The following is a 20982-nucleotide window of genomic DNA, read 5'->3' as shown; positions in this document are numbered from 1 at the left end:
CGGGTTATGCTTTCACGACCACGACTATCAATAACGTTGGTGCCGCGGGCAATGCTGGCGATCACTTTGCTGGAGGCAATTTAACTCTCACGACGACCGGCGCCCCGGGTCCAACAGGCCCCACGGGCGCGACGGGTGCCACCGGCGCGACGGGTTCGACCGGCGCGACGGGTGCTACGGGCGCGACAGGTGCAACCGGCTCGACCGGTGCAACCGGATCGACAGGTGCAACTGGTTCGACTGGAGCCACCGGCGCCACAGGTGCGACGGGCGATACGGGTTCGACTGGAGCCACGGGTGATACCGGTGCAACCGGTTCGACGGGTGCCACGGGCTCGACGGGAGCCACCGGCGCCACAGGTGCGACTGGCGATACGGGTGCGACCGGAGCCACGGGTGCAACGGGTGATACCGGCGCAACCGGTTCGACGGGTGCAACGGGCTCGACTGGAGCCACCGGCGCCACAGGTGCGACTGGTGATACCGGAGCCACAGGTGCGACCGGCTCGACGGGTGCCACGGGCTCGACAGGTGCAACTGGTTCGACTGGTGCGACGGGCGCGACCGGCTCCACGGGCGCGACTGGCGATACCGGAGCGACCGGCGCCACAGGTGCGACTGGTGATACCGGAGCCACAGGTGCGACCGGCTCGACGGGTGCCACGGGTTCGACAGGTGCCACTGGTTCGACAGGGGCAACTGGCTCGACGGGTGCCACTGGCTCGACCGGTGCAACTGGCTCGACCGGTGCAACGGGTGCGACCGGCTCGACAGGTGCCACCGGCTCGACGGGTGCAACTGGTTCGACGGGTGCGACCGGCTCGACAGGTGCAACTGGCTCGACAGGTGCAACCGGCTCGACAGGTGCAACCGGCTCGACGGGTGCAACTGGTTCGACGGGTGCGACTGGTTCGACAGGTGCGACCGGCTCGACAGGTGCCACCGGCTCGACAGGTGCGACTGGCTCGACGGGTGCAACCGGCTCGACTGGCGCGACGGGTGCCACCGGCTCGACAGGTGCCACCGGCTCGACGGGTGCCACCGGCTCGACGGGTGCAACTGGCTCGACGGGTGCGACCGGCTCGACCGGTGCAACGGGCTCGACAGGTGCAACGGGCTCGACAGGTGCGACTGGCTCGACAGGTGCAACCGGTTCGACGGGTGCGACCGGCTCGACAGGTGCGACTGGTTCGACCGGTGCCACCGGCTCGACGGGTGCGACTGGTTCGACGGGTGCAACCGGCTCGACGGGTGCCACTGGCTCGACAGGTGCAACCGGCTCGACGGGTGCCACTGGCTCGACAGGTGCAACCGGCTCGACGGGTGCGACTGGTTCGACGGGTGCGACTGGTTCGACAGGTGCGACTGGCTCGACGGGAGCGACCGGCTCGACGGGTGCAACTGGTTCGACAGGTGCGACTGGCTCGACGGGAGCGACCGGCTCGACAGGTGCGACCGGCTCGACAGGTGCAACCGGCTCGACAGGTGCCACCGGCTCGACGGGTGCGACCGGCTCGACGGGTGCGACTGGTTCGACAGGTGCAACCGGCTCGACGGGAGCAACTGGTTCGACAGGTGCAACCGGCTCGACGGGTGCGACTGGTGCGACCGGCTCGACGGGTGCGACTGGCTCGACGGGAGCAACCGGCTCGACGGGAGCAACCGGCGCGACCGGTGCCACTGGTTCGACGGGTGCGACCGGCTCGACGGGTGCAACTGGTTCGACGGGTGCGACCGGCTCGACGGGTGCAACTGGTTCGACGGGTGCCACCGGCGCGACGGGTGCCACCGGCTCGACAGGTGCCACCGGCTCGACAGGTCCAAACGGTGGAGCTACGGGTCCGCGGCAGCACAACAACAACGGCCTCGGCAACGGCCCGGAGGGAGGCGAAACCGGACCCTCTGGTACCGATCCGAGCAACCCGGGCCACCAAAAGGCGACCAAAGTCGGCATCAGTGCTGCCGATGTCTCCACTGGCGCCTCTGGGCAGATGACCTTCATCAGCGGCGCGCAGGGCAACATTGCCCACGGGCCGAAGGGGACGGCCACTCTCGCTACCCTTGGTGTGCAGGACCTGCAGCCGCATGACTTCTCGGCGGGCGGCGCGACAGGAACGGGCCACACAGGCGCGGGCGGTCAAACGCCTGACCCAGGGTCGAAGGTCAAAGGCGGACTGTCTCTCGACGATCCGCATGGGCCAAAGACTGTCGAAGGCGTGTTCAAGCCGAACGGCTAGTCGACACGAATGCCATCAGAAGAGCGCGGCCGAATTGGTTGCGCTCTTCAGCAAAGCACTAGCGCGGCGTCGCAAGGCGCCGCGCTTTCCGTTTCCGGATAGGATTGATGAACGCTCGAAGGCAGGCGGACGTCGATCAAAGAAGGCGAGAGCAGCTTCGATCCGGGCCTTAAACGCGCCGCGATGTGGCAGGCCCTCGACGAGGCTGCTGACAGCCGATCGCGAAGCAACTGGCCGGCGGCGAATTGAAACCATCACCACGAAGGAAGGCTCTATTCGGTGGCTGCACGTTCTGGGGCGGCAGGATCTCCACGACAGGGTGGTGGGGCTGCCTATGATCCACGCCGATGCGACCATGCAAATTGATCTCGTGCGCCACTATCTGCCGCGCATTGAGACGGCGCTCGATCTTGACGTCGAAACGCCTCACATGCGGGTAACGCAAGTTATACAGGCGGCCGCCCCTATAGGCTTGTGCTCGCCCCTGGCAGCTTGGCGCCGGTGCTGGATCTCTAGGGGTCTCGTCACCCCAATTCATGATAGACAAGAAGCGATTGCGCGTTCTAGAAACTTGTAGTTCCCACTCCGGGCCAATACTCTGCACTGCAATCAGGGCCTAGGGCGGTGGGCATGTTGACTAGTGACGTTCATATATTTGTTTTCTGCTGGCCCCGTGTCGTCGACAATGTGCTTCACATCTGCAGAGAACTGCGCGACCTGCCAGCGGCTAAAACCGTTGTAGATGTCTCGGACACGCCGCCCAGAGTTGTCGATGACTGGGAATGGATCTCAATCTCCCCGGCGGCTCATTTTGGAGGGCAGTTCGCTTTTGCACTCCGGATATTGTCCCGTCCCATACTTTTCAACATCGTGGGGGACATGGAGTCCACCGATTGGGGCGGCGTCGTCTCGGCCTGCGTACAAGCGTTCGACCAGCTTCCCTACTTGGGGGTTTGGGCAGCGGAGGTGGACAACACGGCGTGGCAAACGGAAAGAGTTGCAATCCAGCGCATTGGGGACACCAACCTCTACACAACAGCGCAAAGCGATTGCTGCGTCTGGGCAATCCACCAATCTATTGCCGAAAGACTAAAGGCTCTGGATTTTAAATCGAACAATATCGGATGGGGTATCGATTGGGCAGCAATCGCCGCCAGTTACGCAAGTGGACGCATTGTCGTCCGGGACAAATCTGTAACTATTCACCATCCCCCGGGAACTGGTTATCAGCCCAAGGCCGCGCATACACAGATGACAACTTTTCTCTCCCAGTTGAGTTTGCCTGAAAAAGCCCTGCTGAATGTCCTTTACCGTTCGATTGGTGCGGCACCCACCCCCTCTTGGGAGGGCCGAGTGTTAATTGATATAGGTCAGAAGTAAGCTTAGGTGCGCGCTAACGGCAATACTGCTCTGTTCAGGATCGCGCTAACCTGCACGGCTGTCCACTTGCCGCCCCGAGCCGTAGCAACACCACGCGCGTTGAGAGCTCGAGCAATAGCGCGGCGGGATGCAATGCCGCCGCTGCCCTGAATCTCCCTTGGCGCCACGTCCTTTGCGAAGCTATCGGCATTTGCTTTTATCGCGCGGCGGCGAACGTCAGCTAGATGAGGATTGCCAAGCACGGTCTCGAGCCTTCGCGGCCTTCAGTGCATCGCGTGTGCGCTGAGAAATTAGCTGCCGTTCCTTTTCAGCAAGTGCGGCATAAGGCCGAACGACATTGCAAATTGGCCTCAGTCCGTGCCTCCGGCTGTGTTCCATCAATCGATCACTGGGACGACGCGGCCCAGTTGATTGACATAACGCGAGGCATCGGTGGCTTCTTTAGTGCGGCCACCATGCCGGAAATTTCCGTTTAATTTGCCCTTCGATGCGCCACCGCCGGCGCCATGCATCCGGCAGATGCGATGCCCCGTCACCGCCGGCGATCTACAGGGCAGCCCGGTGCGCTTTGATTTAGCCCCGCACCTGGGAGCGTCGTGAGCGCTTTGCATGGGGTTGTTGCTCATTGTGTTTTCTCGCCCCTCCTACCCCCACCGGATCAGGCAGCCTTGCCTCGTCGAGGATCGGCATAGGCGCCACAGAACGGGCAGTCAGGAGAGCAGGAGATACGGCGCGACTGGCGCCAGGTCACAACGGCCTCGACCAGCCCAGTCGGTGGGAGAGGCGATACCTGAGCTGTATGCTTAACCGTCACCCCGAACTGGCTTGGATCAACGGGCGCAACATTCCTGAAGCCGGGCGATAAGAAGCGAGACGCACAGCCGGGACGAAGCGCGCTTAAGCTGAACTGGGTCAACCGAGATAGGGCGTGGCCAGCAGCGTCCTCGCGGCCGCACCCAGGATGGGCTTTTCTTGCGAGGCTAGTCACCCTCTCAGAATCGGTCGGCCACTTCAAAGCACGGGAATTCAAATGGGCCGGCTTAAATTCTCGATCCTTGCGCGGTGCCCTAGCTCTCGGCAAGCAGTCCCTGAAGCCGATTAGGCAACTCCGCCGACGCCTTCAAGTCCTTGCAGCTTGCTTTCCAGGCCTCGAAATACTTCTCTATCGGTAGCGCGCTGCGGCCTTCCCATCTGTTCAGCGCCCCAAGCGCTTCGATGCCCGCGGGGTTGCGTTCATACTCCGCGAGGATAGTGACAGATGCTGCCTGCGCGAAGGCATTCAGACACGGCTGCGCTTCCATTGCCGCGCGATGTTGCTGAAACCACATGCTGAGGTTTTTTGGATTGCCTTGTTCGATCGCGAGCTTGCCGTAGCGCTCGACCATGTTTTGCCGGTAAGTGGCCACGGCTACACCGAACCCGCTATCGTCCTTGAACGGCGGATCCTTTGACCAGCTATCTGCCAGGAGTGCCAAGCCGCGCAGCGAAAATGCCTCGACCATGGCCTCTTCAAACCATTGGCTGGGAGCAGCTGGCTTGGCATCAGGGCGCCATGAGTTGGCGGTCACATGGCCCAGTTCATGGCCGAACTGATAGGCCAGTCGTGACCAGTCGCGCTCACCGATATTGACGATGACCCAACCGGTGTTGGTAGAATCTGCGTGAAGCCAAACAGCCGGTGACCCCGAAGTGCGTTCCTCGACGCGGAGGCGGTCGGGCTGGTCGTCCGAGATAAGGCGTACGCCATCGAAGCAAGCCGCGCGCATACGTTTTACCACATGCAGAGCCGCGTCGGGGATCATGTGGCCCCAGTCGCCGGTGAGTTCAACTGGGGCGGTAAGGAGGGACGGGCAAGGCGATGACATTTGCGAATAAAATCCTTCAGTTATTGCCCCGCGTACTCTGACTTTTTTCGCGATACTCTATATCACTCCAAGAAGTCTCTGCATCTGACTGGGCAACTCCGCCGAGGCCTTCAACTCTTTGCAGCTGGCCTTCCATGCCTCGAAATACTGCTCCAACGGAAGGGCGCTGCGGCCATCCCATCTGTTCAGCGCACCAAGCGCTTCAATACAGGCCGGATTACGCTCATACTCTTCGAGGATACGTAGAGATGCTGCCTGCGCAAAGGCATTCAGACCTGGCTGGCCTTCCATCGTGAAACGATGTTGCTTTAACCAGATGTCGAGGTTTTTGGGATTTCCCTGTTCTATTGCAAGCTTGCCGTAGCGCTCGACTATGTTTTGTCGGTAGACGGCCAAGGCTGCCCCAAACCCGCTATCGTCCTTGAATGGCGGATCCTTTGACCAACTATCCGCCAAAATCCCCAGGCCGCGCAGCGAGAATGCTTCGACCAGCGCCTCTTCAAGCCATCTGCTTGGCGGGCGCGGTTTGGCGTCACCTCGCCAGGAGTTGGCTGTCACGTGGCCGAGCTCGTGGCCGAACTGATAGGCTAGCTTCGACCAGTCCCGTTCGCCAATGTTGACGATGATCCAGCCGGTGGTGGTTCCAGCCGGGTGAAGCCAAATGGCTGGCGACCCTGAGCTGCGTTTTTCGACCCGCAACCGATCGGGCTGTTGATCGGAAACAAGACGTACGCCATCGTAGCAAGCCGCGCGCATCCGCTCGATAACTTGCAGCGCCGCATTTGGGATCATCCCGCCCCAGTCGCCGGTGAGCTCGACTGGCGCGGTGATCAGAAGAGAACGAGTTTTAGCCGAAAGGATCTGCGCCTTTGCATCAATTGGCGTTAAAAACGCGCTGTACGCGCTTCCTGCGCCAACTATCCCTCTTATGAACGATCGTCTATCCATTGAATTTCCCATCCCAAGCGACGTATCGATTGCATCTCGAGATCTCGTTGCCGCTTCCACGACAATTATGCGAATTCGCGGCAAATCGGTTTCGGCCCGGAAGTGAGGCAGCCGTACGTCGCGCGTTAGCTCCCCTATTCGAAGAAAAAATCGTCTAGCGGAGAAAACCAGATTTTCACTAGGAAGAAATAGGCTCGTCTAGCAGTGGACGCGAATCTGACTCGAGCCCCTCCAATCGATCGCTCACCCCATCATCTCGATGGACCACAAGCGGAGGAATGCATATGTAACTCTGAGTTTTCGGATACACCAGGTTCATGGCGCCATCGATGCCCTGGTCCTCGTTTACGATTGACGTCCCGGGAAATGGGACAAACTGTTTCTTTAGAGGCAAGAGGGCGTCTAAGAAGCGCTTTGCTCCGCGGGGGCTGATTGAGTATGCTTGTGTGCCGAAAGCATGTCTTAATCGCACAGGAGAGTATATCGAACGTCCATTCGCTGTGTCGTTCCACGTAAATGCCGGCGCTCGATCGTAGAACCGGACTTCAGACGACGAGAAGCCCAGGTCGGTCCAGATGAAAAGCGGGTCGTAAACATAACCCCATAATACGGCATCCCAATCATCAGGAAGTTGTGCGGCGACGGTGCGCCAATGTTCGTTAAACTGAGGATGGCCGAATGCGTCGTCCTCAAATATTGTCAAGGGCACATTTTGCTCGACAGCCTGCTGCCAAAGCCGAATATGGGAGAGAGCGCAACCCAAGGCTCCGGGACTATAGTCGAGTCCTGGTGCAATTATGCCTTCGGTTTCCAAAGACGAGCGGTCGACCATGTGACCATCCACCGCCGAATAGCGCGTGTATGGGCCAAGGTTTTTGTTACGAACATTGAAAAGTTCCCAGCGCTGGGTGCTGCGATCCAAATTTATGACATTGATTTCGCCGATCAATTGAGCGGGCTTTGCTTTGGCAGCAACTTTTGCCGTGCAACGTTGAAAGAACTCGAGGCTCTTCGCAAGCAGGGAACGTGCGACAGTTTCGCTGCCGGCGCGGTTCAGATGAAAGTCGTCCTGGAAGACGTCGTAGCATTCTGCCAGTTCGACCTCGAGATCGCATAAAGTATGTCCTCCCGCGCGCGCTGCTGTGCGGGTGACTTCGTTGATGGAAAGTCGTGCTCGTGTTTTGGCCGGGTCGACATTGTCACCGCGACGATGCGGAACTGTTGCAAACCAAAGTTCAATGTCAAACGCGCGTGCAGTGGCCGAAAAAAGGTCGAGCAACCGCCGGCGATCGGAAAACGAGGGAGCGGGAGAGCTATTGTTGTCGCGCCATCGATTATCTTTGCTGAGTTCGACGATCGGTTCGATCCAGCAGTCCCGACTCCAAAAGCTGGCCGGAACGTGGGCGACATCGACATCGACAATACCGGTCATCAGGATAACCAGGTCAGGCTTCATTGGAACGATTTTATTCATAAAGACGTTCAGCATGTGAAGCGTGGTGGCTCCGCTGTAGCCGCCGTTTTTGACCGCCACATCTACGCCGAATTCCCCGCGCGCAAGTGTTTCGAGCTTTGCGCAGAACCTGTCATCCGGGTCGAGATACATGCATTCGACAACACCGTCGCCCATGACCACGAGCGTGTGTGTCGATTGAGTGGGCGAGTCGGTTCCGCGAATAAAGCCGAGTGCATCGGTCTCGAGCAGATAAGGCTTTTGCTCGAGTGCCTGTCGAGCTTTCACGTAGTCGTCCGACGGCGTATTGGAAATGGATGCGAGTGGCGGATATTCCTTCAATCGTATGGCTCGTTCTGCATTCTGCGATGGTGGATAAATCGTACTGGCGAGCGTTCTCTTCAGCGACTGTTCGGCAAGCTCGGCCGCGAGGAGCGGCCTGATTGCTTCACCATCGGAGCCGAAGGTCAGCCACCCATAGACTTCGCGGGTGTCTAGCACCTGGGGTATGCCCTCTTTTCGCGCGCTGGCGGAAAAAATCACATATTCATAGCGGTACGACGCGTCATCGTAAGTCAGGCGAGGTATTGTATCGGCCCGGACCAGATAGGTGCAGTGGACGAGCGCAACCTCATGGAGACCCGGTGAGGCGCGCTCGAGAATCTTGCGGTACTCGACGCTGTCTAAAAAATACCCGTTCGCATCGACGATGTGGTGATAGTTGGAATAGTAGGGCCTGTCGGTATCGACGCATCTAAGAAGCGGCGCTACGATCGGCAGGTTAAGGTCGACCAGATTCCGTAAGGTGAGGGGACGCAGGTAGTTGTCGACGTCGACGACGAAATAGAAGTCGCACCCCAGCGCCAAGACTTGGTCAATGCTGTGCTGGCGGATTCGACCTAGTACCGAAAAGCGCGTGGTGTTCCATTCGTGGTCGTCGAAGTCTTGAACGCGCTCCGCGACGTCGCTGTCATCGAATTCGACATGCGCGTAGCGCGCGCCAACCCGAGCCACCCAATCGCGCAGGATTTCTGCGGTCGCATCTTTATTGTTGTTGGTCCTGATGTGCAGCGAGATATATTCCGGCGGGTAGTCCAGCGCCTCGATGCACTCCAAAAACAAAGGCAAATGGCCGGCCTTACTCTTTGCCAGAATTGCGATCAGCACTTTTGGGGGAGACGTTGTCACGAATGGCGCCTTGCTCGCATCAACAAACGACGAAGGTTTGACTTCCCGAAGCTTGTCCTGCGCGAAACGGGCGTTAGCGATGACGCGCGTTCTCGTAGCTTCATCTATTTTCGCGCGTTCGAGAATGCGCAGACAATCGGCGATGCAGCTGTGGTAGTCGCCTGCCCAATAGGCGTTGATGGCATGCTCGTCGAGAAGGCCCCATTCATAGATCCAGCCTTCAGAAAAGAGAGCGCCAAGAGGTAACGGCAAGTCGATCCCCCGACGAGCGATTTCGGCGCCTAACTGGTTTCTGCCTTTGTACCGACAGTAACGGCTCGCACCGTGCAATGCTTCCGTTCTTGCAGGCTGCGATTCAGTGGCTTGCTGATACGCAGCGATGACCTCGTCCTCAGAAAATTCGAGTTCCTCTTTTAGACGTGCGGCGCCCAATAGGGCTACGTATATCTCTTCCTGCCAAAAGCCCATCTCGGCTCGAGACAGGTAAAGGTCGAGCGCTTTCTGTTTCTCGCCAAAATCGCGATAGCTCTGAGCGAGATAAAATGTGTAGCGGGAGCGGAGAAACGCGTCCGTCTCGTTTTGCAATGCGCGTTCTAGCAGCTCGGCGTCTTTTCGGAATTTCTGCGGATCCTGACTACGCGCACCGCCGCCGTTGATCTGGATGGCAAATCCTGAGGCGGTCTCACGGTTATGAGGTCCGGCTGGGGTTTCCAGAAATTCATGCAAGACACCGCGAAAATAAAAGTCTTTCCTGTTGCTGCAGATTTGCGGTCGGTAATGCCTGATTGGACCGTGATTGATCGGGACATCATAGAAGTCCGCTTCCATAGTGGTCTTGAATGCGACGACGTCGAACCCGGGATCGAGCGTGAGCGTATCGTCGGCATCGATGATGAACGCGTAGTCGATATGCTCCGTTTTTCGAAGGCAGGCCAGCACATGGGACCGGTTGTATGCAAAATCATGCCATGGTTCTTCGACGACGGTACCGGCAATGCCCTTTTCAGTGAGCCAATTTCGGATGATTTCCTGCGTCCCGTCGGTCGAGCCTGTGTCCTCTATCAAGACAAAATCGATCATCGGTCGTACACTGTCGAGACAGCGGACAATTACGCTTGCCTCGTTCTTGACAATCATGCAAAGGCCAATCGACTTCATGGTCATTGACAACACACCTTCCTGTGCGGCGATCCCTTCTATGTTTTCTGGGACGCAAATCGCGCGTTAGCTTCCATTCGTTGCCGTCGTCTTCCGTTGGAACGGATCTGCCCGCCGCTAACAGCCGTAGGCATGCATGCCGAGACTATCACTAGATGATAATGACCCTAGAGTCCGTCTTGGTCAGGGAACCGAGGGCAACGCGTTAAGCTCCTCTGGCCAGTCAGCCCTTCAATGCTCAAATGTTTGTGTTTGCCATCGATCCGCGCGGGGGCAGTCGAAAGTCTCATCAATGCTAACCGTGCCATCGCCGCGGGGGGCTTGCAACCAAATTTGAGTTATGTTAGCGGCGCAATTCATGTTAGGCCGCCTCTAAGTGGAGGGCGTGGTGTGACGGCAGACTTGGAGGCGGCGCGCCAATGGTTTACACGCGCCGCAGAGGCGGGATCACAGACGCTCAAGTCGCCTTGGCGGAATGCTGGTCAACGGGCGCGGTGGGCCTACCGCTGTCGCTGCGGCGCAAAAGCTGTGTGAGCAGCCCCGCAGCCCAAGGGCATAGCGGCGGAAAGTTTGCGATGGGCGCGATGTACGGCGGCGGCCACACCTGCAGGTCAGGTCGCAATTGCCGCAGGAGAGTTGGTTTCGCGCCGCGTCGGAACGAGGCCATGGCCAGGCGCAAGTGATGCTTGGACGCTATCTAGGCAACGGAGCGGCGGGACACCAGGGAATTGAGGGAGCGAATGCCGAGCTTGCGAAGCTTAACTGAGCAAAAAATTCAAGTTCAGTAAGCGCCGTACAGAATTAATGGCTGTCGAACTGTGCATTGAGGAGGTGTTCAAGTGCAAGAAATCGATGTCGCTAGTGCGTTCGAGGCAGTCTACAACGAAGACCGCTGGAGTAATGGTTCTGGTCCCGGATCTCTCCCCAGCAGTACGATCGAATATCGCTCTTTCTTGGAAAGGTTTATCCAGGAAAATGAAGTAAGGACTGTGACCGATCTAGGATGCGGTGACTGGCAGTTTTCCCGTTATATAAATTGGTCATCGGTGCGATATACAGGTCTCGATGTTGTTCAGTCGCTGATAGATGAAAATAATAGGCGATATGCTGCAGATAATATTAGCTTTCATCTTTCCAGAAACCTTGACTCGTTGCCGGGCGGCGATTTGCTCATCGCAAAGGAAATGTTGCAGCATCTTCCCAACAAACTCATTGCCGCTTATCTTGAGGTGATTTCCCAGCGATATAAGTTTGCGCTGCTAACGAATAGCATAGCACCGGGAAGTGGTGTGAATAGCGATATCGAGGCTGGCGGCTATCGGCCGTTGCGTTTGGAGGTAGCTCCGTTTCATGCGCGAGGAGCTATAGTTCTTATTTATTATCCGAGAAATGACCATCAGATTTGGCGGAACGCCGTCTTTCTAATGTTGGGCAGTTGAAATAGGCCAGGGTAGAATCCGTCATGGAAACGGATATGAAAAGCGATCCTGCGGGAGCAGGAAGCGGGCTCGAAGACGGGGGGTGTTTGCCGCAAGCACGGCATCAGCAGCGCGATCTACAAATGGAAGGCCAAGTACGGTAGCCTGGCCGTATCGGAAGCTCGGCGCCTTAAGGTCTTTGCCGACCGAAGTTGTTGGCTGAGGCAATACTCGGCAACGCCATGCTAAAGGACTCAACTCAAAAATAGCGTCGCAAGGCGGCAGACTGTGGCCGCCTTTGCTTGAGTTTTGAGGGTCAGTCAGCGGCGGGCGCGTGAAGTGATTGGGGCTGATCGGTCCTCGGTGCGCCACGAAGCAATGCGTGAATCGTAAGGCCGCCTCGCTCAGATGCGGCTGACGATTTGGACCCGTGCGAAATGCCTATCGACCGATTATTCGGAATTGCCCCACCTGCGACCGCGCTTCGCCGCGCGTTCGGTTTGGTTGAGGAAGAAAAAGTTGCAGAAGCGCTGCCACTGCTGACCCCGGGCACCGGCGGCTGGATTGGCTGAGGCCGAGCAAATCGGGCGGCTTTATCTTAAGGGAAAATGCTCGCCGTCGTGCTCGTGGGACCAACGCGCAAGTCGGCGCCCACCATTGTACGGCCACGCGAATGAGTTGACCCAAACCGCGGCTCCGCAGGTTTTTGAGTCGATGTCTTTGAGAAGGACGCAGGAAAAGCGGACTTTGTAAATCTCGAAAGAGCCGACAACGCCACCGGCATAAAACGTGACAAATAGTGCCGCACAAACCCATTTCATTGTCTGCCCTTCCGATGACGGCATAATGATAGCGGCATTACCGGCTAATTTACACTCCGCGCTATGCGCTTTTTGACCGGCCGGCGTTGCTGGCTGCGACGACCATACTGAACAGACATTCATCAGCATGCAAAACACCGCTGCGCTCTTGAACGGCCTCCTGTCCCGGATGTCTCTCACAGATGAAGGCTCCTTGACACAATCGGATTACTTCCGAGAAGAACGCGGCGAAGTGGTCAGCTTGCCGAAGGGTCGGTATGTCTTTGCGTCCGCACGGAGCGATTGATCTGCCAAAAGTAGAAGTGCGGCTCACCATTCGTCTCGGTAAGGAAGAGGGCCTCCTTGGCTGGTCTCAAACAGACCTTTCAGCTGCGAGCAAAACGGCCACGAAAACCATTGCGGACTTCGAGAGGGGAGCGAGAGAACCATATTCGCGTACTATCGAAGATGTGCGTGGCGCGCTTGAGAATGCGGGCATCGTGTTCATCGAGGAAAACGGCGGAGGACCTGGGGTCCGCCTTCGGAAGGCAAAAGATTCTGCTCGACCTAAATAAAGCGAGCGTGAAGTAAAAACGTCCAAGTGCATCATGTGAGCCAAATCTCTGCCGCAGGGCTTTGTTGCGGCTGCTCGATTTCGACGCCGCATTTTATTGCAGTCAGCCGCCGCCAGGGAGGCTGGCCGGATCACTGCATGGCCGGTCACCTCGTATCTTCACTGGCTCAGCCCGTCGATTTCACCGCGTCCCAATCCTCCGAAGGCCGCCGTTTGGGTTGATGAGGCTTGCTCGGCCACGTTGGCGGTCTTAAGAAAGGTGTCCAGGGCTGGCGGCGGCAGGAATCGTTGCGCCGCTGCGGTGTTGGGAGGTGAAGGGCAGGGGAGGGTGCAATGACGGTTGCTGAATTGATCGAGAAGTTATTGGCGCTTCCGGATAAGACTGCGCGCGTGGTGAAAAGTCCCGGACCATTTGATGGCTTGAATGAACCAGGCGTCATTTATGACGGCTATGTCGACCGGGATATGCAATTTCCAGCTCAGGCCACTGATCCAGACGCAATCTACGTCGTCTATCTTTGAAGGCGCATTACTCAGGGACCACATGCGCGCTGCGATTTTCGGTGTCTCTTGGCGTTCTATTCGAGCTTCGTAATTGAGTATCTTCGTTGGGTCACAGAGGTAAGCAAGGCAATCCCGTTATTGACTCCAATGCCCTCGAAGAGAAATCTGTCAAGCTAGAGCGCTTCTGCCAGCAAGACCAGAATTCCAAAAAGCCTGTTATGCAAGCCGTGGAGCAGGTTCTGGGTAAGAAGTAGGGGCGTTGGCATTTTTGAGAACACGCTCACGGCCCCGATTGCGTCTTCTTGTGGAGTTAGACCGGAAGTGAGCGGCGCGGTCAAATCGACGCGAACCAAAGCGGACGTAAACGCCGCGACGCGGTAGCAGTGGACAAGGTTCGTCACCCCGCCGGCAATCTTAGTTGCACCATAATGCACCGCAGTCCTATGGGTAATGAAGGGAGCTTGGGGTGATGATTCCTTCCGAAAAATTGGCGCTCTTTGTCGACGGCCTGAACCTCCACCACACCGCGAAAGCCTTGGACTTCAGCATTGATTTCAGGAGGCTTCTCGCCGAGTTCAGGACGCGCGGCGTGCTTGTGCGTGCTTATTACTACACGATCATCGCCGAAGAGTTTCAAACGACCCGGCCCCTCATCGATTGGCTCGACTATAACGGTTTCACAGTGCGTACGAACTCGGTCAAAGAGTTCGATGATGGTCAGGGCCGGCGGAAATACAAGCGCAATATTGGAATCGAACTCGCAGTCGATGCGGTCGAGATTGCGAAGCATGTAGACCACATATTGTTGTTTTCTGGGGACGGCGATTTTCGTCGCCTTGTGGAAGCAATCCAGCGCCTCGGTCCTCGCGTCACAGTCGTATCAAGCATGCGAACGAAACCTGCGATGGTCGCTGACGAATTGCGTCGGCAGGCGGATACGTTCCTCGAATTGGATGACCTCAAGGTTGCGATAGGGCGGACAAAGGAGGAGAGCAGAATGCGCAACCAGAGGGATAAGTTTTCGTAGGGAGGCATTCTCGACATGCCTCCACCGGCCGCTTGAAGCATCAACCCACCTGGAACCCGACTGATGCGTGCACGATTGTTCTTGAAAGTTGCGCGAGCAAGATCACGCGTCCACTGCTTGACACTCCCCCATGGAGTACAGTGTCCCAGTGGAAACTGAAGGCCGAGTCCCATCCCGGACATTATTTCAACACCAGAACGCCGGCAGCCGTGCCGATCCGCCCGCGGCGAGGTTGCCGAAGGTAGACCTAGACCGCATCCAGTTCCACAATTAACCCGCAGCGACCGTATCAAGCTTAATATGCGAGTTTTGTTGCCGCGTGCGAACGTACGCCTACCATTCCGGGTAGTCGTTCGGATTTGAGAGGTGTCCGGATCACCAATCAAGCGTACCGCTCGACGAGGGGCGTCGCTGTAGGCGGCGTCCCGCCCAAACCTATCCTGCTGCACGCTTCACGGGACTGCCATGTTGAGTGTCGAGCAAGTGCTGAAGTCCGCAGGTCGAGAACGTCGTGCGATCGGCCGGACGCGCATCAATCGGAGCGCACTGTTATACTTTCATGGCGGGGCCGGTGTCTTTCCTTGCTGGGTTCGCGACGTAACGAATTCCGGAGCCAGCCTTCGTTTGGAGCGGCTGAACGTATTGCCGGTGGAATTCGATCTGTCGTTCGATAATTTTCGGACGGTTCGGGAGTGTCGTTTGGTCTGGCGAGACGCTGACTTCGTCGGTGTCGCGTTCAGGACCTGACCTTTGGGATCCAAAGCATGACGAAACGCGAACGCGGCGATCTAATTTATGGGGTCGTCGCGAGTGCGCTCGCATTTGTATTCATGATCATCATGATTTTCTCGCTATGAAGGTTTAGCGACCCAACACCCTTGATCAACGGCCAAGTCTGTGTCTTCGCCGATGTGGTTTGGGCTTCGGAGGGTCTGTTCCAGTAATTGCGCGATACCACGCGGCGTCTGATTGTGCGCGCGCTGGCAGCGGCAAGATTGGATTGTCCACGATAGAACTGACTTAGGCCTAGGTAGCAATCGGTGCGCACGGGTCCGTGAGGTATTGCTTCGCAGTTCATCTGCGCGCTCGCAACGACGGGAAAGACAGCCAACGAGGTTGCTACGACACCTGCGGTCCAATATGTCATGCCGCCTCCAGGCGATTTGCTCGCGCTGGCCGGTCAGACTTTCATCAATCGCTTGTCTTGTTCGCCTGTGACGGAAGGCGCGGATGCTTGCAACTTCGGCTGTCGTTGCGGCACTCTCCGAGTTAATGGCATGGATGCGGGATCAACCTTAATCAACGAAGGCTTGGTCGTTCGGTTCGTATGCGGGGCAATAAGCTGTCCGCCCTCCCGCGCCCGTGACATTATCGGCTAAGCGGCGGTCATGAAGCAGTAGCGCGAGCGAACTCGCTCGAGGGTTAGAACCGCGCTGGCCCCTCGAGCGAGTCCACACACGCCGCGCCGCCGGTTACGGAAGCTAATGATCCCTTCGATGGCGTCTGCACTGAGAACAACACAAGTAGGGGAAACTCATACCGTGTGGCAAAAGAGCTACGGTAGTCAGGTGGCGCGGCGTTTGGTTTCGGCGAGGGTTCGATCCGACCTGTCGTTTCACAATCCTTTTTGAGCTGAGATGCAAAAAATACGTGAAAGCTCTTGGCTCACGGCCGGGTTGGTGTCTAATCTTCGTTTTTGGTCTGCTTTTTTGGTCAGCTTTTTTTGAGGCCTTATATGAATTATTCCCAAATGAAGAACGAACGTCTGTTGGCGTTTTACGAGAACGTCCGTCAGCAAGTCGCCTTGGATGCAGGAAGCCGCTATCGCTTTGCAGGCGAGGGCGTCCGCGCATACGCGGATAAGCTTCGCGAAGAAATGGACCGACGGCGGCTTACGTTCATGCCCATCAATTGGCCGGAGGATGGCCGCTGAGTATGGGAAACCAAAATCGAGGTGCCAATTCAGGTTCGCGAACTGGTCGCGCTCGGCATTGAAAATGCTAAAGAGGCGCTGGTCTCTCTTCTTCGTGTGGCTAGATCGATTTCACACAGCTCTGCGGAATAGCACGGCGTGTGCCCGGCCGTCCCAAACGGCAGCCCGGGCTTTTTGCGATGCCGAAGCGTGCTGTGCTGCCCTTTAAGGGACTAGTTACTAGTCATTGTCAAGCTTACCGCCATTGCAGATAGGTCGCGACGAGCGATAGCGAATTTCCGAAACGCTTTAATCCAACCAGCCCGGTTGGCGGTCGCCATGGAGGCCCACTATGTTCAAGGGCTTCGTGATTGCAGTCTTGCTTATGCTTGGTGCATCGCAGCTGGATCAGTACTTCTGTAATGGCAGGTACACAGACGGTACCATGTCAATGCTGCGACAAATCAGGCACTCCTTTCGCAGTTGAAGGTCGCTTCGGCGGACGCCGCTGCGCGCAGCGTCCCGCGTCGGTAGTGGGCTGAGGGTCCGCAAACGAATGGTGCCTCGGGGTTTGGCGCAGTCGATCGCTCCGAGCCCTATAACTTCCGCAAGTTAGTTCCGGCCAGCGATTTTTGCTCGCCCTTTGCGCGGCTTCGCGCGCCTTCGTATCCGAGAGCTGCCCAAGGAAACCGAAAACCGCCGCTTTGAAAATCGGCAGCCTGGTGTCACTAAATTTTGACCGGCCTTATTTTCGCAGCCAAGCCTTTTGACGTGATGCGGTATGCGGCGTCGTTCCCTTCGCCCCTGCGTTCAACCCAGCCGTTTCCGAGCAGTTTCGATATTAGTTTCGAGCTGTTCGGCAAACTCGCCGCACGCTGCCAATTAGTGTCACGCAAATACTGCAGAAACTGCCGTTCACGATGCGTGATTGCAGACTGCTCTTTAGTCTCAAACTCGACGCCGATCCGGTTCTTTTTGATCCAAACAATCCTACAGGTCCGAACGATCCGATCCTGCTCGGTCATCAATTGGAAGCAATTCGGGACAAACGAGGCGTCGGGAACATCCAGGGCCGCGCCGTCATCGGACATATTTGCAATTCGACACCGCGTGCTCGAGCCCGATGCCGAAATGTAGGCCATTTCGTCAACGTCGGTCCGCAGTGACCTTCTGCGCTCGTCGATCATCGAGGTCATTCAGCAGAACGATACGCCAAGGCGCGTTCCTTTTCGCCATATGACGGTGCAGGAATAGATTTTCTTTTTTCGAACAACGATCAAAGTGAACTGATCGGGGACCAAACTTTGGGGAACTGCGTCCAACGCAGCGCCAATTTCCGAAAGATTGCGGATAACGCAGGGGACGGACAAGTCTCCGAACCTCATCAAGCCGCTATCGAGGACTTTGCGGCGCGGCGCGTTGCGTGCTTCGGTATCCGCTATTGCGATGGTTGGCATCGGCTCACCTGTGAAAACTAATCGTTAACGGTGGGCCCAATCCGTAAAGCGTCCGTAAAGCGGGCTGGAAACTTACAGACGCGCTTAAAGTTTGGCTAACGCGCCGGCCAGCCTAATTCGGGTTTTGAAGAAGACGAGCCAGATGTCAAATATACCGTTCGGCAGATATGATGCGCGAGCAAAACTTAAAATCTGTAATTGACAGAAGCTTTGACGATTTGCAGCGTGGGCGAAATTCGCGCTGATACGAAATCGTTGGCGTTGGTTCCGTCAATAGTGGGATTGCCAGCACGTCGTGATGCAGCCGCTTCTTGGCCACCTCGAGCGTCCGCTGGCTGACTCACTTCATTCCACGACCAGGCGCGCCGGATTGTAGCCTTTGATCAATCCATTCGCCGACAGTGATTTTGCTGCAATCGACGTGTTCGCTCGTGCTCACGGCGTCCAGCAAGCTTCGGAACTTTGCGCGGGCCTCGGTCTTCGTACCGTCGGCAATTCTCGGAGGAGCCCGCGCAGATAATCTGGCAAGTACAAGCTGTGCTGCTCTCAATCGCTATTTTGAGGTACCTCTTTCGCCGCTTGATGTCCGTAGTCTTACGGTCTCTCAATCTAGGAAAGAGCTTTGACTTCTAACCGGATGAATCATAACCAATTTTGCGACGCCATCGATTCATAGTTAAATCAATCTATGTCGCGTTGCATATGGACGGTAATTAGAATTTGCGGCAAGTTGCACTCATTGAGTTAAGGGACGGCCTCGCGAATAGCAGCACGAAGGAATGAGGTCTGCGATTTTGTCTCTGATCAAATCAAGAGACGCGACAAAAAAATTTCGAACATGCGCGGTCTTCTGGGACTCGACATGAATAGGGCAGGGATTATGGCGTTCGGAGTAATTTCACAATAGTTCCAGATTCTCTCCAGTGTCAGCGCGTTTGCGTTGATCGCGCCGAAAATCGGCGGTGTCTTGTGAGATACCTTTCGAGCGATCGCACCTGCTCTGCGTTAGCAGAGGAGTGAGCCGTGGGTCGCGTTGCGTTTACTAAAAAGGCAGAGCCGGTCGACGGGTCCGAGATCGAATCGCGTGGCCGCGTATTTTTTACACCGAAGTCGGAGCCGGTAAAGGTAGAGCCTGGGATCGATTGGTCAGAGATCGAATCTCGCCTCCGCGAAATTGCAGTAATAGTTCGAGGTAATTCGGTCGATCAGTCGGAGCCTATCGTGCGTGATCCGCCGGTGACTACGCCGAGCGACGCCGCCGTTACGCTGTCGCCGTATCAAGACGCTTTTTCAGAATTCCAGGCGGCTGAAACATCCGCTTCTATGCCGTCTCAACCAGCCGGAGCGCTCAACCGCGTCCGGGCAAATTGCAACTAACAATCGATTTCACGAATTTCGAGGACAAATATAAAATGGCTACTCAGACAACTGGCGGCGGCAGCACCACTTCATTCTCGAATACGCCCCAAGCCAAAGATGACCTGTATAGCTGGACCGAAAACGCGCTCGCGCTATCGAGTTATTACAATGTCGCGACCCGCATCGTCACCTTCGACGTGATGAGTAATGACCTTGGGGGAAATGCAAAAACACTTTTTTCAGTCGACGACGGTAACGGCAACGCGCTCGCCCCCGATGCACAGCTGTTAGTCGCGGACCCGCTTACCGGTGGCATCTCGGCGTGGGAAAAAACGGCGTTAAACAACTGGGTTCGAATCAACAACGGAAAAGTCGAATACAAGCTCGACAATGGCGGGGCAGCTGCGGCGGGCAGGGATCTCAACACGCTCTCCGCAACGGATCAGATTAACGACGTGTTCGTTTACGCCATCCGCCTCGGCAACGGCACGCTTAGCCAAGCGCGCGTTTTGATCAACATCCAAGGCGAAAATGATGGCGCAACCATCACAGGGACGTACACAGGCACCGTTGTTGAGGCCGGAGGGACGAGCAACAGTACTCCGGGCACGCCGACCGTAACAGGCACCCTCACCGTTACCGATGTGGATGCAGGCGAAAATCATTTTCAAAATCCCTCAGCGGCCGCGCTGACCGGTACATATGGAAACTTCACGTTCAATTCGACAACGGGAGCCTGGAGTTTCACGCTTGATAACGCCAAGCCTGCGACGGAGGCTCTCGCCGCCGGGCAAATTGTTCATCAGACCCTTACGGTAATATCTGCAGACGGCACGACTAGCCGTACGATCGACGTCACCATCACTGGCAGCAATGATGCGCCAGTGATCACCGTGCAGGATCTGATTGGTGCAGTAACCGAGCAGGTCACCCCAGCCGGCAATCTCACCGACAGCGGCACCATCTCGTTCAGCGATGTCGACCTCACCGACGTGCATCTGGTGTCCCTGACCGGCACCCCGGTCGGCACCACTCTGGGCTCGCTTAGCGCGGTCAAGAATTCCGACACTACCGGAACCGGCACTGGCGGCCAGCTGACCTGGACCTACACGGTTGCGGATTCAGCGGTCGAGTATCTCGCCGCCGGCCAGACCAAGGTCGAGAGCTTCACCATCACGCTCAATGACCAGAACGGCGGCGTGATCACTAAGCAGATCGACGTCACCATCACCGGCACCAATGACGGGCCCAATATTATCCTCGTAACGACAGATACTGCATCAACTAGCCTGGTCGAGACTAACGCAGGTCTAAGCGGCAGCGGAACCTTGAGTGTGACCGATGCCGACGTCTCCGACACGGTTAGCTCTCTGGTTACGACAGTTGTGACCTCGGGCACAACGACGGGGCTTGGGCTGACCAATGGACAATTGTTGACGATGTTAGGCGTGACGCCGGCGGATCTCGCAGCTGATCCGACCGATACGCACAACCTTACTTGGAATTTCAACTCCGGTACGCAGGCGTTCGACTATCTAGCGGTGGGTGAACAACTGGTGCTGACTTACACTGTGAAAAGCACAGACAGTAGTACTTCGCCGCTTTCCGATACGCAGACGGTGACGGTCACCATCACCGGCTCCAACGATGCGCCCGTGGTTTCCGCCGCGGTCGTGGCCACGGTCGACGAGGATGACGCCAA

Annotated in this window: 16 protein-coding genes and 1 pseudogene; 8 read left to right on the top strand and 9 right to left on the bottom strand. The window is 57.1% G+C overall.

Features of this window, described 5'->3' with window-relative positions; all coding sequences use genetic code 11:
• Window positions 1-61 precede the first annotated feature (61 nt).
• Window positions 62-1807 carry a DUF4573 domain-containing protein gene (locus JQ597_RS38000; protein WP_212261426.1) on the bottom strand — a complete coding sequence of 582 codons (1746 nt, stop codon included), beginning with the start codon at window positions 1805-1807 and terminating at the stop codon, window positions 62-64.
• A 184-nt stretch (window positions 1808-1991) separates the two neighbouring features.
• Here JQ597_RS38000 and JQ597_RS00080 point away from each other — a divergent pair, with 184 nt between their 5' ends.
• Window positions 1992-2237, top strand: coding sequence for a hypothetical protein (locus tag JQ597_RS00080; protein ID WP_212262493.1), 246 nt, complete (start codon window positions 1992-1994; stop codon window positions 2235-2237).
• Window positions 2238-2867: 630 nt separating this feature from the next.
• Window positions 2868-3617 (top strand): hypothetical protein, encoded by a 750-nt coding sequence (locus JQ597_RS00075; RefSeq protein ID WP_212261423.1) that lies wholly within the window; start codon window positions 2868-2870, stop codon window positions 3615-3617.
• A gap of 2 nt (window positions 3618-3619) precedes the next feature.
• Here the strand turns inward: JQ597_RS00075 and JQ597_RS38410 are convergent, their stop codons facing one another.
• The 5 genes from JQ597_RS38410 to JQ597_RS00050 form a co-directional block, all read right to left on the bottom strand.
• Window positions 3620-3784: a recombinase family protein gene (locus tag JQ597_RS38410; protein WP_502754151.1), complete on the bottom strand. Its 165-nt coding sequence runs from the start codon at window positions 3782-3784 to the stop codon at window positions 3620-3622.
• A 210-nt stretch (window positions 3785-3994) separates the two neighbouring features.
• Window positions 3995-4243 (bottom strand): hypothetical protein, encoded by a 249-nt coding sequence (locus JQ597_RS00065; RefSeq protein ID WP_212261419.1) that lies wholly within the window; start codon window positions 4241-4243, stop codon window positions 3995-3997.
• Between the two features lie 441 nt (window positions 4244-4684).
• Window positions 4685-5419, bottom strand: a complete 735-nt coding sequence (locus JQ597_RS00060; protein WP_212261417.1) for a hypothetical protein — start codon at window positions 5417-5419, stop codon at window positions 4685-4687.
• A 120-nt stretch (window positions 5420-5539) separates the two neighbouring features.
• A complete protein-coding gene (locus JQ597_RS00055) occupies window positions 5540-6430 on the bottom strand; it encodes a hypothetical protein (RefSeq protein ID WP_212261416.1) in 891 nt (296 codons plus the stop codon).
• Between the two features lie 178 nt (window positions 6431-6608).
• Window positions 6609-10235: a glycosyltransferase family 2 protein gene (locus JQ597_RS00050; protein ID WP_212261415.1), complete on the bottom strand. Its 3627-nt coding sequence runs from the start codon at window positions 10233-10235 to the stop codon at window positions 6609-6611.
• 833 nt (window positions 10236-11068) lie between these two features.
• Here JQ597_RS00050 and JQ597_RS00045 point away from each other — a divergent pair.
• Window positions 11069-11668 (top strand): class I SAM-dependent methyltransferase, encoded by a 600-nt coding sequence (locus tag JQ597_RS00045; RefSeq protein ID WP_212261414.1) that lies wholly within the window; start codon window positions 11069-11071, stop codon window positions 11666-11668.
• Between the two features lie 45 nt (window positions 11669-11713).
• Window positions 11714-11913: pseudogene (locus JQ597_RS38405) on the top strand (transposase); the annotation flags it as partial.
• A gap of 327 nt (window positions 11914-12240) precedes the next feature.
• Here JQ597_RS38405 and JQ597_RS00035 read toward each other — a convergent pair.
• On the bottom strand, window positions 12241-12597 hold the full coding sequence (locus JQ597_RS00035; RefSeq protein WP_212261412.1) for a hypothetical protein: 357 nt from the start codon (window positions 12595-12597) through the stop codon (window positions 12241-12243).
• Between the two features lie 757 nt (window positions 12598-13354).
• Here JQ597_RS00035 and JQ597_RS00030 point away from each other — a divergent pair.
• From JQ597_RS00030 to JQ597_RS00020, 3 genes are all read left to right on the top strand, one after another.
• Window positions 13355-13543, top strand: a complete 189-nt coding sequence (locus JQ597_RS00030; RefSeq protein WP_212261410.1) for a hypothetical protein — start codon at window positions 13355-13357, stop codon at window positions 13541-13543.
• Between the two features lie 451 nt (window positions 13544-13994).
• Entirely contained in the window at window positions 13995-14552 is a 558-nt protein-coding gene (locus JQ597_RS00025; RefSeq protein WP_212261409.1) for a LabA-like NYN domain-containing protein, read from the top strand.
• A 1735-nt stretch (window positions 14553-16287) separates the two neighbouring features.
• Window positions 16288-16485 (top strand): hypothetical protein, encoded by a 198-nt coding sequence (locus JQ597_RS00020; RefSeq protein ID WP_249133119.1) that lies wholly within the window; start codon window positions 16288-16290, stop codon window positions 16483-16485.
• 707 nt (window positions 16486-17192) lie between these two features.
• On the opposite strand, the gene JQ597_RS00015 is transcribed toward JQ597_RS00020, so the two are convergent.
• Together JQ597_RS00015 and JQ597_RS38400 are read right to left on the bottom strand one after the other, a co-directional pair.
• Window positions 17193-17651 (bottom strand): PilZ domain-containing protein, encoded by a 459-nt coding sequence (locus JQ597_RS00015; protein ID WP_249133118.1) that lies wholly within the window; start codon window positions 17649-17651, stop codon window positions 17193-17195.
• 9 nt (window positions 17652-17660) lie between these two features.
• Window positions 17661-17921, bottom strand: a complete 261-nt coding sequence (locus tag JQ597_RS38400; protein ID WP_212261408.1) for a PilZ domain-containing protein — start codon at window positions 17919-17921, stop codon at window positions 17661-17663.
• 1412 nt (window positions 17922-19333) lie between these two features.
• On the opposite strand from JQ597_RS38400, the gene JQ597_RS00005 reads away from it, so the two are divergent.
• Window positions 19334-20982, top strand: a 1649-nt coding sequence (locus JQ597_RS00005) for a VCBS domain-containing protein (protein ID WP_212261406.1), incomplete at its 3' end; no start/stop codon positions are given.

The sequence above is a fragment of the Bradyrhizobium sp. AUGA SZCCT0177 genome, assembly GCF_018130125.1.
Lineage (GTDB): Bacteria > Pseudomonadota > Alphaproteobacteria > Rhizobiales > Xanthobacteraceae > Bradyrhizobium.
This window is presented reverse-complemented; position numbering and strand designations above follow the sequence as displayed.